16 protein-coding genes are annotated in these 15968 nt (G+C 65.8%); 6 read left to right on the top strand and 10 right to left on the bottom strand.

Features of this window, described 5'->3' with window-relative positions:
- Positions 1 to 3 precede the first annotated feature (3 nt).
- The 5 genes from trbF to AC07R7_RS20010 are packed head-to-tail and all read left to right on the top strand — an operon-like array spanning position 4 to position 3677.
- Positions 4 to 777, top strand: a complete 774-nt coding sequence (trbF, locus tag AC07R7_RS20030; protein ID WP_062093989.1) for a conjugal transfer protein TrbF — start codon at positions 4 to 6, stop codon at positions 775 to 777.
- Positions 774 to 1757: a P-type conjugative transfer protein TrbG gene (gene trbG, locus AC07R7_RS20025; RefSeq protein WP_062093988.1), complete on the top strand. Its 984-nt coding sequence runs from the start codon at positions 774 to 776 to the stop codon at positions 1755 to 1757. The genes trbF and trbG overlap by 4 nt, the downstream gene beginning before the upstream one ends.
- A 53-nt stretch (positions 1758 to 1810) precedes the next feature.
- Positions 1811 to 3010 (top strand): TraB/TrbI/VirB10 family type IV secretion system protein, encoded by a 1200-nt coding sequence (locus AC07R7_RS20020; protein WP_236634307.1) that lies wholly within the window; start codon positions 1811 to 1813, stop codon positions 3008 to 3010.
- 11 nt (positions 3011 to 3021) lie between these two features.
- Positions 3022 to 3300, top strand: coding sequence for a DUF2274 domain-containing protein (locus tag AC07R7_RS20015; RefSeq protein WP_062093986.1), 279 nt, complete (start codon positions 3022 to 3024; stop codon positions 3298 to 3300).
- A complete protein-coding gene (locus tag AC07R7_RS20010; RefSeq protein ID WP_062093985.1) occupies positions 3297 to 3677 on the top strand; it encodes a DUF736 domain-containing protein in 381 nt (126 codons plus the stop codon). The genes AC07R7_RS20015 and AC07R7_RS20010 overlap by 4 nt, the downstream gene beginning before the upstream one ends.
- Here AC07R7_RS20010 and AC07R7_RS20005 read toward each other — a convergent pair.
- The 6 genes from AC07R7_RS20005 to sfsA form a co-directional block, all read right to left on the bottom strand.
- Positions 3660 to 4901 carry a tyrosine-type recombinase/integrase gene (locus AC07R7_RS20005; protein ID WP_062093984.1) on the bottom strand — a complete coding sequence of 414 codons (1242 nt, stop codon included), beginning with the start codon at positions 4899 to 4901 and terminating at the stop codon, positions 3660 to 3662. The two genes, AC07R7_RS20010 and AC07R7_RS20005, sit on opposite strands and share 18 nt — an antisense overlap.
- 146 nt (positions 4902 to 5047) lie before the next feature.
- A complete protein-coding gene (locus AC07R7_RS20000; protein ID WP_494636422.1) occupies positions 5048 to 5692 on the bottom strand; it encodes a JAB domain-containing protein in 645 nt (214 codons plus the stop codon).
- Between the two features lie 11 nt (positions 5693 to 5703).
- Positions 5704 to 5970, bottom strand: coding sequence for a hypothetical protein (locus AC07R7_RS19995; protein WP_494636421.1), 267 nt, complete (start codon positions 5968 to 5970; stop codon positions 5704 to 5706).
- A gap of 60 nt (positions 5971 to 6030) precedes the next feature.
- Positions 6031 to 6861, bottom strand: coding sequence for a type I methionyl aminopeptidase (map, locus tag AC07R7_RS19990; RefSeq protein WP_492840551.1), 831 nt, complete (start codon positions 6859 to 6861; stop codon positions 6031 to 6033).
- A gap of 114 nt (positions 6862 to 6975) precedes the next feature.
- Entirely contained in the window at positions 6976 to 7365 is a 390-nt protein-coding gene (locus tag AC07R7_RS19985) for a hypothetical protein (protein WP_494636420.1), read from the bottom strand.
- Positions 7366 to 7422: 57 nt separating this feature from the next.
- Entirely contained in the window at positions 7423 to 8142 is a 720-nt protein-coding gene (sfsA, locus tag AC07R7_RS19980; RefSeq protein WP_494636419.1) for a DNA/RNA nuclease SfsA, read from the bottom strand.
- A gap of 52 nt (positions 8143 to 8194) precedes the next feature.
- Between sfsA and AC07R7_RS19975 the strand changes: the two genes are divergently transcribed.
- Complete coding sequence (locus tag AC07R7_RS19975; protein ID WP_494636418.1) at positions 8195 to 8974, top strand: competence/damage-inducible protein A; 780 nt, start codon at positions 8195 to 8197, stop codon at positions 8972 to 8974.
- Between the two features lie 18 nt (positions 8975 to 8992).
- Here AC07R7_RS19975 and AC07R7_RS19970 read toward each other — a convergent pair whose 3' ends face one another.
- From AC07R7_RS19970 to AC07R7_RS19955, 4 genes are all read right to left on the bottom strand, one after another.
- Positions 8993 to 9391 carry a helix-turn-helix domain-containing protein gene (locus AC07R7_RS19970; RefSeq protein ID WP_492840543.1) on the bottom strand — a complete coding sequence of 133 codons (399 nt, stop codon included), beginning with the start codon at positions 9389 to 9391 and terminating at the stop codon, positions 8993 to 8995.
- Positions 9392 to 9942: 551 nt separating this feature from the next.
- Positions 9943 to 10365 (bottom strand): hypothetical protein, encoded by a 423-nt coding sequence (locus AC07R7_RS19965; RefSeq protein WP_494636417.1) that lies wholly within the window; start codon positions 10363 to 10365, stop codon positions 9943 to 9945.
- A 139-nt stretch (positions 10366 to 10504) separates the two neighbouring features.
- Entirely contained in the window at positions 10505 to 13909 is a 3405-nt protein-coding gene (locus tag AC07R7_RS19960; RefSeq protein WP_494636416.1) for a glycosyl hydrolase, read from the bottom strand.
- Positions 13910 to 14350: 441 nt separating this feature from the next.
- The gene (locus tag AC07R7_RS19955) at positions 14351 to 15199 is read right to left on the bottom strand and encodes an IclR family transcriptional regulator (protein WP_494636415.1); all 849 of its coding nucleotides are present in this window, start codon (positions 15197 to 15199) and stop codon (positions 14351 to 14353) included.
- Positions 15200 to 15968: the final 769 nt, after the last annotated feature.

The raw sequence follows: 15968 nt of genomic DNA, 5'->3' as shown, positions 1-15968 counted from the left end.
GCCATGCGCTTTACTCGCACGCCTCAGCGCTACGGCCAGACGCCGGATCCCGTGACGCCCTACCAGAAGGCCGGCCAGCTCTGGGACGAGCGCATCGGCTCGGCCCGCGCCCAGGCGCACAGCTGGCGCCTGGCGTTCTTCGGCAGTCTCGCTCTGGCGTCGATCCTGGCCGGCGGCGCGATCTGGCAGTCGGCTCAAAGCCGTATCGAACCCTATGTGGTCGAAGTCGATCGCCTCGGCCAAGCAAGGGCCGTCGGTCCGGCTGAGCAAGACTATCGGCCGGACGACACCGTCTTGGCCGGCCAGCTGCGCCGGTTCATCACCGATGTCCGGTCCTTATCGACGGATCCGGTCATTGTGCGCCAGCGCTGGCTTGAGGCCTACGACCTGGCGTCTGGGCGCGGCGACGCCTTCTTGGACGCCCACGCGCGCGCCAATGACCCCTTCACCCAGATCGGATCGCGCAGCGTGTCGGTTCAGGTGATCAGCGTGGTCCGCGCCTCGCCCACGTCGTTCCAGGTGAAATGGGAAGAGAGGACATTCGAGCGCGGGAGCTTGGCCAAGTCGGAGCGCTGGACAGCGATCCTGACCCTGGTTCGGCAAAAGCCCAAGACCCGCGCCGAACTCGAGCGCAACCCCCTCGGCCTGTTCGTCGACGCCGTCGATTGGGCGCAGGAGGCCGAGACCCGTCCGGCCGCGGCGCCGGCGCCGACCGCTGCGCCTTCGATGCCTTCCCCGCCCATCGTTGGACCCGTTCAAGGAGACCTTCAGCCATGAATGTCCGGACCCCCATCCTGCTGGCCTGCGCCGCCACGCTCGCCGGCTGCGCCAATGGCAAGACCCCGCCGCCGACCATCGCCTTCGACGCCGCCGACTTCAAACCGGCCCAGGTCGCGGCCGAACCGCCGAAGCCTGTCGAGATCGTTGAGATCCCCAAGCCGCTGCCCCTTCCGGGTCAGCTGCTGCCGGCGCCCAGCACGCGGCCGGAGGCCCAGCCGCCGCGCGCGCGGGTCGAGGCCGCCAATCGCGCCGCGACGCGCGAGCCCAGCGCAGCCGGCTATATCAACGCCGTTCAGGTCTATCCCTGGACCGAGGGCGCGCTCTATCGCCTCTACACCGCTCCAGAACGCGTCAGCGATGTCGTCTTGGAACCTGGCGAGCAACTGACCGCCGTGTCGGCCGGCGACACGGTGCGCTGGGTGATCGGAGACACGACCAGCGGGGACGGGCAGTCCAAGCGGGTGCACGTGCTGATCAAGCCCTTCGCCTCGGGGCTTTCCACGAACATGGTCGTCACGACCGACCGTCGCGCCTATCACCTGGCGCTGGAAAGCACCGACGCCACGGCCATGGCGGCGATTTCCTGGATCTACCCCCAGGACCGACTCCTAGCCTTGCGACGCCTAAACGCGGAAGCCTCAGCAGCGGAACCTGTCGCGGACCACGTCGCGATCGACTCGCTGCACTTCCGGTATGCGATCAGCGGCGACAGCCCAGCATGGCGACCCCTGCGCGCCTGGGACGATGGCTCGAAGGTCTACATCGAGTTCCCCGATCGTCTCGACCAGGGCGAGGCCCCGCCGCTTTTCGTCGTGGGCCCGCTCGGCGACAGCCAACTGGTCAACTATCGCGTCCGAGGTAACCGCTACATCGTCGATCGGCTTTTCGCCGCCGCCGAACTGCGGATGGGCGAGGCGCCTCAGCAAGTCGTCCGGGTTACCCGGACAGACGGCCAGTCCCGGGGAGGCGCGCGATGACCCAGGATCCTGACTCGCCCGGCGGGTCGCCGGAAGCGATGTCGCCGTCTAAGGTGGCGACCGACACCCTGAGTTTGCGCGCGCGGCCGCCACGCGTGGTTCGCTTTCGGCGCGGGCTGATGATCGGAGCTGCGGCCATCGGCGCGATCGGTCTGTCGGGTCTGGCGTGGTTCGCTCTTAGCCCGCGCACCTTTCAGATGACCAAAGCGGCCGACGAGCCGCAGGCCGCGGATCGGGGGACGCCGGCAGAGGTCGTCCGCCAGCTTCCGAGCGACTATGCCCAATCTGGCGCGGCGCCTCGCCTGGGGCCGCCATTGCCCGGCGATCTGGGGCGGGCCGTGATCGACCAGCAGCGCCGTGACAGTTTTGTAGTTAGCAGCGATCGCGCGAACGCTTCATCGGCTCGGCCAACCGCCGCTCAGCAAGCCGTCGAAGCCGAGCGTCAGCGACGGGCTGGTCAAGCCCGTCAAGCTCGCGAGGCGGGCGTCATGGTGCAGGTCGCCAGTCGCACCGACGCGGCGATCGCGCCCGGCGATCTCGTCGGCCCCTCCGCCGTGCCGACGGTGCCGGTCCCGTCGGCGGCCGCGATCCGAGATCCCAACGGCCAAGACCAGAAGGCGGCGTTCATGGAGGCCACTCCGCGCGCCGGCGACGTCTACAATCCGCACCAACTGGAGACGTCGCGCTCGCCCTATCAGCTGATGGCCGGCGGCGTCATAGCCGCCAGCCTGATCACGGGTCTCAATTCCGACCTACCAGGCTTGGTGATCGCGCAGGTCACAGAGAACGTGTTCGACAGCGCCACGGGCCGTTTCTTGCTGATCCCCCAGGGCGCGCGGTTGATCGGCAGCTACGACAGCGTGGTCGCTTTCGGCCAGAGGCGCGCCTTGCTCGTCTGGCAAAGGATCATTCTGCCCGACGGCGCCTCGATCCAGCTGGACAACCTGCCGGCCACGGATGCCGCGGGTTATGCCGGGCTCGCCGACCAAGTGGATTTCCACACCTGGCAGCTTCTCAAGGGCGTCGCGCTCTCGACCTTGCTCGGCGTCGGCACGGAACTGAACCTTGGTGACGGCGAGAGCGATCTGGTTCGCGCCATCCGGCAGTCGACCCAGCAAAGCGCCTCTCAAGCCGGCCAACAGATCGTCGGCAAACAGCTCGACGTTCAACCCACCCTGCGCATCCGGCCCGGCTGGCCGTTACGCGTCATCGTCCACAAGGACCTGATCCTGCGCCCCTGGCGGGCTTTGTAGAGGAGTTCATCATGGCCGATCTGAAGCTAGGCAAGTTGCCCAACCGCACTCCGGTCAAGCTCACGCTCAGCATCATGCCGGACGTCGAAGACGCTCTGGGGGACTACGCGACCATCTACAATACCCGCAACGGCGTCGAGGCCAGCCCGGCGGATCTCGGCGCTTCGATGATCGAGCACTTCCTGCTGAACGATCGAGAGTTCGTCGCCGCCCGAAAGACCTTGCTAGCCGAGCGCCAAGGGCTCGACCCAAGACCGGCCGGTGCAAAGGCGCCGGAGGCGAAGTCATGATCAAGCTGGTCATCGGCAACTTCAAACCATCGCGCGGCGGTGGCTGGGAAGGAGAAGTCCGGACGCTAGTCGCCAACGCCAAGGTGCGGTTCGTTCCGAATGACGATCGAGCCAGCCCCAACGCCCCCGCGTTTCGCGTCATGGTGGGAAGCTCCCGAGTCGGCGACGCCTGGGAAGCCCGCTGGGGCACCGATCGCGCGCGCAGCTTCTTCAGGGTGAGTCTGGACGACCCGTTCTTGCCCGCGCCCGTGTCGGCCGCGCTGTTCCCGGATGAGGACGGCGTCAGCGCACAGTTGGTATGGACGAGGCCGCCGAAGGGCGAAGACAAGGACCAGGCCCCGCGCACGACCGAGCCCCCGTCACACGACCAGTTTTGAACGCTTAGGGTTGATAATACCGCGGACGAAGTTGTCCCATTGCTTCATCGCGGCACGTTTCTCAGGCATGTAGCTCCACCGATCGTACGCTTTCGAACTCACATCCTGGAGCGTGTGGTTCTGAATGCGATCGCGGATTTCCTTTGATAAACCCGCTTTCCCGGCAAGCGTCTTCCAGGTCCGCCGTAGGTCCCGATTGGTCACTATGGGGATGACCTCGCGCTCCCGCTGGCGCCAGATGAAGCTGTAGAGCGTCTGGTGGCTGACAGGTCGGCTAGGGTCCATCGCCGAGGGAAAGAGCCAGCCGTAACTGTTCGGCTTAATCGCGTCCAAGAGTTCAGCCGCAACATTGGGTACGGGAATAGCGTGTGGCTTGCCATTCTTGGTCTTCGACCAATCGAGGATCCTTTCCTTGGCGTCCCATTGGTCGACGTGTAGGCGCGCGATCTCGTCGACGCGCTGACCTGTCAACATGATCAGGCGAACTGCACGCGTGTACGGCGGGTGCACCGGCGTGTCCGGGCATTCCAGCCAACGATAGAGGCGACGGAACTCCTCTTCGTCGAGCCATCGGTTGCTGGGAACATAAGGCTCAGTTGGAATGCTGGCGGCAGGATTATGCACTAGACCGAAGCGCCGCGGCGTTGTGCTTCGGTAGTCGTGTTCTGACTTGAGGCCCCAACTGAACGCCGACCGGATATATCCTCTGACGTGGTCGGCCATCGAACGGGCCCCACGATCATATATCGGACGGATGACATCGACGATCTCGACCGGCGTGATGTCGCGCGCGGGGCGATGGCGGCCCAGCGTGTCAGCAATCTTGTTCAATCCCTTTTCCGTCTCCTTCCAAGATGCCTTCCCCGATGACTTAAGGTGGCCCGTATAGGCCTCGAAGAGGTCAGCGACGGTGCCGGCGCGCGTGTCGCCCACCACTTTGATGCTGCGTCCTTTTTGGATGCTGTCGGCAAAGTCACGCTCGTAGACCTCCCTGGCTTCGCGCAGAGACATCGACGGATAAGTGCCGATCTTTCGCCGAGTACGCCTGCCATCGCGCCACTGTTGCGCCATCCAATCGGCGGTGACGCGAGTTGGCATCGGCCTAATCATGATGATCAACCGGCCGGTGCCACGCCCCTCTCCATCAGCCAGCGCGACCGCCTTCTGGGACTGTTCAACTTCCTTGAGCGCGCGACGGAGCGCGCCGTCTGTGAGGCTCGGCATGAGACTCTCCCGATGGCTGGTAAGTCGGGTGTCGTCGCCACTTACTGGGGTCGGTAATTGGTGGCGTAAGCGACTGGATCAACCCTTCTTAACGGCCTCAGCATGCCGAATTCTGACGGCTCTGAAAAGCAAAATATGTAGCAAAATCAACGTGGTTGTATGGGGGTGCGCGTGACCGAAAAATCGCGAGTGGGATGGTTGTGCAGGATGATGATGTTGCTGGACGACAGCTCCAGCGCCCGGCGCATGACCTCGCGCGGATAGACGGGCGCGTGGTCGACCGTGCCGCGATTCATCACCTCGTCGGCGATCAGCTGGTTCTTCTTGTCCAGGAACAGCACGCGGAACTGCTCGCGCGACTCGTTGGCCAGGGCGACGCGGACATAGCCCAGCAGGGCGCTCCACGAGCTGATCACCGGCCGCTTGACGATCTTGTCGCGCCCGGCTCGCAACGTGGCCTCGTGCAGCAGCTTGAGATCCATGGCCGCCGTCTCGCCGACGCCCGGCACGGTGGCCAGCTCCTCGATCGTGGCGCCCAAAACGCCGCCCAGCGAGCCGAAGCGGGCCAGCAGGCGCTTGGCCAGCGGTTTGACGTCGCCGCGCGGATAGGTGCGGAAGAGATAGAGCTCCAAGAGCTCGTAGTCGGGCAGGGCGACGAAGCCGCCGAGCTTGGCGCGCTGGCGCAGCCGCTCGCGATGGCCGGCGTGATGGGCGTGGGCGGATTTGCGCGCCGGCTTCTCCGGCGCGACCGGCTCAGGATCCGAGATGCTGAGCGACACCGCCTGGACCATGCGCTCGCCGCTTAGCTGTCGAGAACCAGGGCGGGCTGACGATGCGCCCGCCGTTCTTCCGCGAGGCGACGCAGCCGGCGATCCTCCGCGAAGGGGATGAAGACCGCCACGACCAGGGCGGGCACGGCGATCGCCGCGTACCACAGGAAGTCCGACACCGAGATGACGCCGTCATGCAGCCGGAAGGCCCGCAGGACCAGCCAGGAACCGACCATGAAGGGCGTGTAGCCCCAGCACATGAAGCGCTGAAATCGTCTGCGTTTCTCAAGCTCGGTCATGGACTGAGCTTTGCGAACTTCGCAAAGATTGTCTATCGCAATAATGCGCCCATAGCGCGATCAGGCGCCCAGGATCGGCGGCTGGAACAGCCCGGCCGGCGAAGCGGTGAAGATCTCGTAGCCGTCTTCGGTCACGCCGATCGAGTGCTCGCACTGGGCCGACAGCGACTTGTCGCGGGTGACGGCGGTCCAGCCGTCGTTCAGCACCTTCACGGCCGGCTTGCCCAGGTTCACCATCGGCTCGACGGTGAAGAACATGCCCGGCTTCAGCACCGCGCCCTGGCCCGGACGGCCGAAGTGCAGGATGTTCGGGGCGTCGTGGAACACGCGACCCAGGCCGTGGCCGCAGAAGTCGCGGACGACCGAGCAGCGCTGGGCCTCGACATAGCTTTGAATGGCGTTGCCGATGTCGCCGAGCGTCGCGCCGGGCTTCACGGCCTCGAGACCGCGCTTCATGCCCTCATAGGTGATCTCGACCAGGCGACGGGCGCGCGGGCCCACCTCGCCGACGCCGTACATGCGCGAGGTGTCGCCGTGCCAGCCGTCGACGATGACGGTGACGTCGATATTGACGATGTCGCCTTCCTTCAGGTTCCACTCGCCCGGAATGCCGTGGCAGACCACGTGGTTGCGCGAGATGCAGACCGTCTTGGGATAGCCGCGATAGTACAGGCAGGCCGGCAGGGCGCCGTGATCCAGGATGAACTCGCGAGCCAGTCGGTCGAGCTCGTCGGACGACACGCCCGGCTGCACGTGCGGAATCAGCATGTCCAGGCACTCGGCGGCCAGCTTGCCGGCCTTGCGCATGCCCTCGAAGTCCGCGGCCGTGTGGATCTTGATCTGGCCCGTGCGGGTTTCGGCTTCGATCTCGAGGGTGTCGTCTAGGGTCATGCTCTACTCGGGCGTCGCCGCCGCGTTTCGGGCGGCGATCTGGTCGGTGGAAGGGGCGTATCTGCTCATCCTAGCACAGATTTCAACCCCAAGCCCGCCTTCAATGGCCCGCCTTCACTGAGGATTGATGCGCCGCACCGTGTCCGTCGCCGGGCGGATCTCCTTGACGAAGGTCGCGTCCAGGGTCGTGGGCCTGTCGCGGCGCACGTGGCAGACGCCCTTGTAACGCGTCACCCGGCCGGTTTCCTTCTCGGTCAGGTCCGCCGTGAACTTGACATCCCATTCGCCGGGCTTGCCCGTCGAGACGGGATCCATGTCGTTGGAGGTGACGCCGGAGATCGTCTTGAGGCCGAAGCGATCCTCCAGCTTTCCGGTGCAGGCCTTGAAGGCGAAGATCGCCCGCAGACCGGTCATCATGCCGCTCTCGGACTTGCCGGGCTCGCTGGGTCCGCACCCACACAGGGCGAGCGTCAGGGCGGCCGCGGCCAGGACATTCGTCTTCATGCGATCCCCTCAGTTCGCGCGCCCGGAATGGGTAGCGAAATGCGAGCCGATTGCAGCTTAAATCGCTGTTAGGTGAGCGTTGGTCCACAGGATCCGGCGGTCGATCCGCACGGCCTCCGTGCTCATGGCGCAGGCGTAGACCAGCACTTCCACGCCGGCCCTGGCCGCGGCGTCCAGGCCCGCCGCGAACTTCGGGTCGAGGTCGGCGCAGGCCTGGAAGGTCTCACAGTCCTCGCGCTGGACGACGAACAGCGCCACGGCGCGATCGCCTTGAGCGACCTGGGCGGCGAGGTCCGACAGGTGACGCGTCGAGCGTTCGGCCTTGCAGTCGGGGAACTCGGCCAGGCCGGGCGTGCGGCTGAAGTGGCAGTTCTTCACCTCCAGCCAGCAGGGCGGGCGGTCCTCGTGGGTGAGCAGGAAGTCGACGCGGCTGGCCTCGGCGTATTTGACCTCGGGGCGGATGGTCGCGTAGCCGGTCAGTTCCGGAATGGCGTCCGCCGCCAACGCCTCGGCGACCAGCCGGTTCGGAAGCAGGGTGTTGATCCCGACCAGCGCATTGCCCTGCTCGACGCATTGCAGGGTCCAGGCCAGCTTTCGCTTGGGATCGTCCGACCACGACACCCAGGCGCCTTGGCCCGCGTCCTTCACCCCCAGCATGGCGCCGGGATTGGGGCAGTGGGCGGTGATCTCGCGGCCGTCGTCCAGCACCAGGTCCGCGAAGAAGCGCTTGTAGCGGCTGACCAGCCGGCCGTGAACGAGCGGTTGCGGGAGCAGCATGCGGAGCCTAAGTCGAAACGGTAGGAACGAAGCGACATAGGGGATCGAGCGGATGACGGCTACCCAAACGGGAACGGGCGAACGCGTGACGGCCGCCGTGATGATCATCGGCGACGAAATCCTCTCCGGCCGGACCCAGGACGTGAACCTGTCGGCCATCGCCAAGTACCTGGCCACCTACGGCGTCGACCTCTGCGAGGCCCGCGTGGTGCCGGACATCGAGGGCGAGATCATCGACGCGGTCAACGCGCTGCGGACCCGCTACGACTACGTCATCACCACCGGCGGCATTGGTCCGACCCACGACGACATCACCGCCGATTCGATCGCCAAGGCGTTCGGGGTGACGGCCCCCGAGCATCCGGAGATCATGGCCATGCTGCGCGAGCGCTGGGGCGAGCCCAACGCCGCCCGCCGCCGCATGGCGCACGTGCCCGAGGGCGGCAGCCTGGTGAAGAACCCGGTGCAGGGCCCTCCGGGCTTCCAGAAGGACAATGTCTTCGTGCTGGCGGGCGTGCCGGCGATCATGCGCGGCATGCTGGAGGACGTCGGGCCGCGCCTGCGCGCGGGCGCCGTCGTGCTGGCCAAGACGGTGCGGGTGACCGGCACGGGCGAGGGCTCGATCGCCGCGCCGCTGGAAGCGGTGGCCAAGGCCCATCCGGACATGTCGCTGGGCAGCTATCCGTTCTTCAGCCCGCCGGACATCTACGGCGCCAACCTCGTCCTGCGCGGTCGCGACGCCGCCGAGCTGGACGTGGCGGTCGCCGAACTGATCGCCGCCCTGACCGAGGCCGGGGCGCATAACATCGAGCTGCTGGCGGATCCGGCCTAGAAGGCGTCGGGGGAGCGCCTATTCCTCGCCGGCGATGGCCTTGGCCAGGTCCACCAGATGCTTGCGCATGCCCGTCGACGGGATCGCCAAATACGAGCGCGCCAGGTCCGGACCGCCAGGCTGCGACCAGAACGCGGCCATCTCGTTGGCCAGGTCGGCGGCGGTGGTGTCGGCCTCTTCGGGATCGTCCAGGCCTTCGAAGAAGAAGCCGATCGGCGTCTTCAGGAACATGGCCGTGGCGTGCAGCTTGCTGGCGCTGATCCGGTTGGACCCGCCCTCGTACTTCTGCACCTGCTGGAAGGTCAGGCCCAGGGCGTCGGCCAGCGACTGCTGGGAATAGCCGAGATCCTTGCGACGCATACGCAGGCGACGGCCGACGTGGATGTCGACGGGATCAGGGGTCTTGTCTTCAGCCATGCTCACAAACTCGGACGCGACGGTGGGGAGGAAATGACTCATCGAGTGGCGATACGCGAAAGCCTCCGCGATCTTGAGCGGAGTCGAGATCCCAAGAAACGTATAATCTATGCGGTTCGTCGTATTCACGCAGGGCGAGCAAGCCCTTCCGGCGTACGCCTTTCGGTCACATCGCGCGGCGCGGGTTCCTCGCCGGGGCCGCAACCGGCCAGAGGGCGGGATGGTTGGCGATGGTAGGGACGGTGGGACTCGAACCCACACGGATTGCTCCAACGGATTTTAAGTCCGATGTTAGCGTTGATTTTATTGAGGAAAAGCCGATTGTTCTAGAAGAGTGTGCTAATTGCGGCTTTTGCCAATGATAGTCGCGCGTTCAGCGCGGACTGTCCAGAGAAGGTAGTGATGAGTTCTCAGACCCGTCGAGGACACGCTCGACGGTGAGTCCTCCGCGGCGCTAAGATTCGTTGGACCGTCCAAATGAGCCGCTTTGACTCATCGCTGACGTTAGGAAGGTCTGCTAGCTGGTAGACTGGAGCCAACCATTCTGAACTTTACGAGGCTTTGGCTATCGCCGTCATATCGATCAACAGGTGTTTGAGCCGTATCGTGTGTGCGGAGGCTAGAAGTAGCGTACCTTCAAGAACGGCCATGGCCAGGGCGTGCGCCGACTGGACGGAAAGCCCTGCGCCGGCCCCATACGCCTTCTGGATACGGCTGTCGATCGCCTTGACTACGTCCTCGACTGGATGTGTCAGAACGTAACCCAGCATAAAGCCCCACTCGTGGCCCGCCGCATATTTGCCGCTCACGAAACGGTCTACGCCCTCGTCCACGTAGCTATTGTTGAGTGCGGAACTCCCTGCACCGACCCGCTTGCACTCAATGGCGACATACGCATCCTCATCGCCGAACTGGTGGAGGAACTGCAGCGTGATGTCGATCGCATCCGGCAGAGGACCCAGGGAGTCGGCCAAATCGATCTCTTTCCTCTGGCGCCGGTCGGTGGCGCCGTTGTCGGGAGCACGTCAACGCGCCATGCGTTCGGCGCCGTCCCGCGGCGCAGGTCACGCCGCAATCATGCTTTGGCTCAAATAGCTCAATCGTCGCCACCACCTAGCGCCCAACGCTCCACAGGGTGACGGGGCCGATAAGGCCCGAGGGCGAAAGTGGGCTGTCCTTGCTGATGCCCTTACCGAGCATCGCAAAGCCGCCGCCCTCGGCGGCGTTGGTGAAGGCCTGTTTGGTCGCGCCGGGCTGGCGATCGCCGATGAAGCGGTTGAGCCAGACATTTCCCACCTTGACCACCAGCTGATTGTCGCCGGGCTTGGCCGCTTCGGTGACGTCGATCTGGTAGGGCGCCTTCCAGAGGCCGCCCACGCGCTTGCCGTTGAGCCAGACTTCGGCGACGTCGCCAACCCGGCCCAGGTCAAGGGTCAGTCGCTGGCCGCCCTGGAGCCAGTTCGGATCAACCTTGATCGCGTGGCTGTAGGTCCCAATGCCCGAATAGTACTTGATGTCGGCGCTGGCGTTGTCAGTCCAGGAACCGAGGGCGGTCGTCTCGACCTTTGTCGGAGCGCCCTTGTTGGCTTCGAAGCTGAGCGACCAGGGCCCTGACACCGTCGCGACCTTTCGCTCGACTGGCTCGGCCACCGTGGCCGCCGGCGCGGTCGCCGGCTTGCGGAAGACCACGAAGACCGCGTCGTAAGGCGCCAGCTTCAGGGGCACGGTGGTGCGGCCGTTGTCGAACTGGTAGCCGGCGTCGCGGGCCACGCCGGTGTCGGCGCGCCAGATTTCCGGCGCCTTGCCGCTGGCGCGGAAGATCGCGTCGAGCGTCTCGGTCCGGTCGGTCTGGTTGGTGACGAAATAGAGTTCGGCGCCGTTGGCCAGGCGTCGGTGCGCGAACATCAGCTTGGTCTCCACGCTCGGCCGGGTATAGTCGAAGTCGGCCACGACCTTGAGGTCGGCCAGGACTTCGGCCGGGGTCTTACCCCAGTAGACCCGGCCCTTGCCGAAATCGGCGCGGGTGGCCATGCGGCCGTCGGTTTGGCCCCAGAGCTTGCGGGCCGCGGCCTGTACGGCCGCATCGTCCGACGCCAGGCTCGGCGAGCCCTGCGGCCGCGGTCCGACCAGAACGCCGCCGGCCTCGACCAGGGCGGTGAGCTTCTCGAGCAGCGGCAAGGTCATGCGATCGAGGGTGTCGGGCAGCACCAAGGCCGAATAGGCCGCCCCGCCTGGAAAGACGATCTTGCCGTCCTCGACCTTGGCCAGCCGCAAGAGCGCGTCGGCATTGACGTAGTCGTAGCCGTGGCCCTCGACCGGTCCAGGTTTGGCCGCTTCTCGATAGGGAACCCCCGACGGCGCGCCCTCACCATAGAAATAGAGCAGGTCGGCGACGGGCGCGCCCTGCTGGAGCATGAAGGAACTGCGGGAGAGATAATCGACCCAGGGCTTGGCCAGCGGTCCCCAGGCTTCGTTGCGGGTGAAGGTCTGGCCGAACGGACCGAGCGTCAGGCCGGGTTTTTCGACCGTATCGGGCTGGTGGGGCGAGGTGTGGATCACCAGGCGATTCACGCCCATGGCCATGTAGCGGTCGGCGATCCACTTCAAGGTCCAGGGGGTCCGGGTCCACAGGGGTTGGGACGAGGTGAAGGACTCGGCTGCCACCAGCGACTTGCCGTACACGTGCGCGGTCGAGGCGGTCTCGACGATATCGGCCGGGAACTCGTCGCTGCGCACGCCCTGGAACGCGGCCGCCTCGCCGCCGAACGGCATGTCCCAGAACTCGCCCATCGGAATGTCGGTCAGGCTCTTGGCGAGCATGCCGTCGGCCACTGTGGGCCAAGCCGCGCCGGTCGCCTCGCCGTAGTAGCCCAGCCCGTGTTCCTTGGCGTAGCGGGTGATGGTCCCGTAGTGGCTCTCGGCCAGCAGGTCGGCGAGGGTGCGACGGAAGTCCCAGAGGAAGGCGTCACTGACCTCGGCGCTGTCGACGACCCTGCCAGCCAGGACCGGCAGGAACGGCGTCATGTCATAACCGCGACGGGCCTTGAACTCCTTGGCCATCGCCTCAGTCCAGTTCTCGTCGCCCGCCTCCCAGCTGTCGGTGATGATGTATCTAAGGCCCTTGGCCCCGACCAGGTCATTCAGCGACTTGGCCACTGGGCCCAGATAGGCGTCCAGGTGGTCGCGCACGTGGGCGGGATTGAACTTGTCGACCTCCAGGCCGGTGGCTTCCGGCGTGGCAGGGTGGTTGACCTCGCCGGTCAGCGAGTAGCCGAGCCAGAGGATCGACCACTCGCCCTTCGGCGGCGTCCAGTCGAGCGTACCGTCGGGCCTGAGCTTGCTGGTCAGGTCGAGGATGTCCTTGGAGGCGATGGCCGCGCCCGGCGTGACCGCCGGCGTGCGCAGGGTCTCGTCCTCGGGAGCGACGCCGAAGCCGGCCTTGTCCTCGAAGTGATTGACCCGGGCTCCGGGCGTCAGGGCCAGTTCGGCGACCTTCACCGGGCCACGCGGCCAGGGGTTCTCGGTGGTAGCCGGCTGGTCGAAGATGACGCGGAAATGCGGCGCGGTCGTTTCGGGAAAGGCGAAGGTGCGCTGGGGCGCGGGATTGTGCCCGGCTCCGGTCAAGGCGGCGACCACCGTCCAAGCCTTGCCGTCGGCGCTCGCCTCCAGGCGACCGCCAGGACCGGTGTTGAAGCGATCGCCGACCGGACCGGCATAGGTGAGGGCGCGGATGATCTGGGGCTTGTCGAAATCGAAGCTGATGATGACCGGCGCGCCCGGCTTGGGATCGGTCAGGATCACCGACTGGTCGAGCTTGCCGTCGACGAGCAGGCTTGCCGCGCCCTCAACGCCCTGGGTCGAAATCCTTGGCGCCAGGGCGCTCAGCGGTATGTCCCCGGTCGGACGGCGATAGGCTAGCACCGAAATGGTGTCGAAATGTTCGGGGCCGACGAGCGGCTTACCGGTGAAGTCGACGTGGGGCGCGTCCTGGAAAGGCCCGGACTGACGCGGCGGCGAGGTCAGGGGTGCGGCCAGACGCTTGCCGCCCGTGACCTGGGTCTCGGCCCAGACGACCTTCTTCATGCCGGCCTCGGGCTTGACCCAAGGACCGCCGGTCTCGCTCCATCCCGGCGCGGCCGCCATGCCGAATTCCAGGTCCAGGCGATCGGCTTCGGCGGCGGCGAATTTCAGATGATCACGCCATTCGGGCGTCAGGGCGGCGATGCGGTGGTCGACGACCTTGGGCGCGCCGAGGTCGCCGTCGAACATCTGCATGCCCCCCAGGCCGACGCGTTTCATCCATTCAAGATCGGCGGTGATGCCGGCCTTGGACACGTTGCCTGAAAGCCAATGCCACCAGACGCGGGGCTTGGCCGATTCCGGCGGCGACTGGAACCCGGCCGCCAGCGGATCGGCGACGCCCTGAGCCAAGCCAAGGGCGGGCGCGCTTAGCGCGCTGGATGCCAGGAGCAGGGCGCAGGCGAAGCTGGCGCGGCGGCGCGGGGAGGGCTGGGTCATCGGGACGCTTTCGTCGAGGGCCAACGAGTCGGCGCTGAAGGCCCCACGGGATCTGGAGAAAAGCGATCCCTTTCGTCCCACCCCATGAGATTATTGTTTATAAGTTGATACTGTTCAGCGGGGCTCCCTTTGTCAAGTCTACGGCCGGTCTCCAGCGAGCCTTCAAAGAGATGGCGCGTAAATCCATTGGTTGATCAATTGGATGCGCCCGTCGGATTCGCCGTCACGGTGATCGATCCGGGGCGGCGACGCGGCGCACCTTGTAGGCGTTTTCCTCGACGTCGAACGCCACGCCGGTATTCTGGCAGTCGCGCATTCGGCGGTCCAGTCGCCGAACGCGTCGATGGCGGCCTGCATGAAGGACTGGGCGGTTTCGACTTGGGCGGCGGTGTCAGCGGCTGCGAGGCGCCGGTCACCGGCATTCAGCAGCCTCAATGTTTCTTACGCCGGCCCGCGTTTGCGGCTCGCGGTTGTTGAAGGGCCGGCGATATTGGCTTGGGCGGCACGCCATCCAAGATCGCGGCTGATGGCCTCGGCCGCCGCCTTCACGTCAGCCGTCAAGCGCTCCATGCGCGTGTCGTCCATGTACTGTCCGGCGCTCGACAGACTGATCGCCGCGACGATCTTGCTGCTGACGTCGCGAATGGGGGCGGCGACGCACCGGACCCTGTCTTCGTTCTCTTCCAGGTCGAAAGCCACGCCCGAGGCGCGATAATCCTTCATCCGCCCCAGCCATTCGGACAGCTCCACGGAGTAGCGGAATCCTTCGCGCTGCTCGGCTTCGTAGATGTCGCGCAGGCGCGCGGTCGGCTCGTCGAGCAACAGAGCCTTACCCAGGCCCGTCGACCGCAGCGGCTGACGCTCGCCGATCCGCGAGCTGATATCGACGCGCCGGCTGCCGGGGATCTTGTCCAGGTAGAGGACCTTGCCCCCCTCGAGTACGCCCAGATGGACGGTGTCGCCAGAGCCGCTCGACAGCAGCTCGAGGTGTTCGCGTGCGGCCTTGGTGACGTTCATCTGACGGCCGGCGATAAAGCCCAGCTCGAGCAGCTTGGGGCCGAGCGAATAGCCCACGCGCGGCGTGAAGCTCAGATAGCGGTGCTCGACCAGGGTGGAGGCCAGGCGATGCGTCGTGCTGCGGGTCAGGCCAAGCGTGGTCGCCAGATCTCCCAATTCGGCGTGCCCGCAACTGACCGCATGCAGCACCTCCAGGCCGCGCACGAGCGTGCGGCTGGCCGCGCCGCCTTTGGCTTCGTCGCCATCCGCCTCGATCACCGCTGGAGATTCCATCTTGCAGCTATCCTATTTAGGCGATGGGACGCTTTCAAGCGGCCGCGCCGACGTTCGGGAGGCTTCCGCGCGGGCGGAAACACGGGCGGAAACACCTTTAAACGCGCAGGCATAGTGGGGTTCGACGCAGCGCTCGGTTAATTTCTCGGTTTCATCCTATCGGCTGTGCGGTCGTCCCAAGCCGCGCCATCCCAATTATCGAGTGATCCGTAGCTTTCCTGGAGATCAACGCGCGCGTTTGTGGTTTGGGGGCGGGCTGCGCCGCCAGGGCGGCGGTCACTGATGGACGGCCTCTCGACCAGCGCGGGCCCGCCGTGGATCGGTCCGCCCGCCCTGTGCTTGGCGATGTTCGGCGGACTTATCCGCAACGGCGTGTGGTGCGCCGGCTTGATCGTCGCCGGCGGGAGGACCGGCCAGTGGCTCGGCAAGGCTGGCGACTCCGAGTTGAAGCCGCCGCTACCGGCCAACTGTTTGCTGTGCGCCCTGGTCGGCGCGGCGTGGCGCTCTTCTAATTCATTGGCGAGGGCCGGGTGCGCAAGCTTGGTCGCTCCAGTTAGGCCCTCCACAGTCCGCCCGAAAATCCCATTTATTGAGATGGCGCCTCATCTTTAGCTCTCCGGCTGTGCATGAGGAGGGCTCATCGCTTCGGACAATGCGGCCTCAAACTGGAGAGAAGTTGCAGATCTGCAACGCACAAAAATATCACTTGTTGGGCCTGCTTGCCAAAAAATGGGATTACGATAACGTTGTCGTAACCGGAGGTTCAGCC

This window comes from Caulobacter sp. GW821-FHT05F04, from assembly GCF_059419665.1.
Note: the sequence above shows the minus strand (reverse complement) of the source record. Positions and strands in the feature narration are given on the sequence as shown.

Bases quoted from the DNA above. Each gene is read 5' to 3' on its own strand.
- trbF (WP_062093989.1), top strand. From the start codon at position 4: ATGCGCTTTACTCGCACGCCTCAGCGCTACGGCCAGACGCCGGATCCC.
- trbG (WP_062093988.1), top strand. From the start codon at position 774: ATGAATGTCCGGACCCCCATCCTGCTGGCCTGCGCCGCCACGCTCGCC.
- AC07R7_RS20015 (WP_062093986.1), top strand. From the start codon at position 3,022: ATGGCCGATCTGAAGCTAGGCAAGTTGCCCAACCGCACTCCGGTCAAG.
- AC07R7_RS20010 (WP_062093985.1), top strand. From the start codon at position 3,297: ATGATCAAGCTGGTCATCGGCAACTTCAAACCATCGCGCGGCGGTGGC.
- AC07R7_RS20005 (WP_062093984.1), bottom strand. From the start codon at position 4,901: ATGCCGAGCCTCACAGACGGCGCGCTCCGTCGCGCGCTCAAGGAAGTT.
- AC07R7_RS20000 (WP_494636422.1), bottom strand. From the start codon at position 5,692: ATGGTCCAGGCGGTGTCGCTCAGCATCTCGGATCCTGAGCCGGTCGCG.
- AC07R7_RS19995 (WP_494636421.1), bottom strand. From the start codon at position 5,970: ATGACCGAGCTTGAGAAACGCAGACGATTTCAGCGCTTCATGTGCTGG.
- map (WP_492840551.1), bottom strand. From the start codon at position 6,861: ATGACCCTAGACGACACCCTCGAGATCGAAGCCGAAACCCGCACGGGC.
- AC07R7_RS19985 (WP_494636420.1), bottom strand. From the start codon at position 7,365: ATGAAGACGAATGTCCTGGCCGCGGCCGCCCTGACGCTCGCCCTGTGT.
- sfsA (WP_494636419.1), bottom strand. From the start codon at position 8,142: ATGCTGCTCCCGCAACCGCTCGTTCACGGCCGGCTGGTCAGCCGCTAC.
- AC07R7_RS19975 (WP_494636418.1), top strand. From the start codon at position 8,195: ATGACGGCTACCCAAACGGGAACGGGCGAACGCGTGACGGCCGCCGTG.
- AC07R7_RS19970 (WP_492840543.1), bottom strand. From the start codon at position 9,391: ATGGCTGAAGACAAGACCCCTGATCCCGTCGACATCCACGTCGGCCGT.
- AC07R7_RS19960 (WP_494636416.1), bottom strand. From the start codon at position 13,909: ATGACCCAGCCCTCCCCGCGCCGCCGCGCCAGCTTCGCCTGCGCCCTG.
- AC07R7_RS19955 (WP_494636415.1), bottom strand. From the start codon at position 15,199: ATGGAATCTCCAGCGGTGATCGAGGCGGATGGCGACGAAGCCAAAGGC.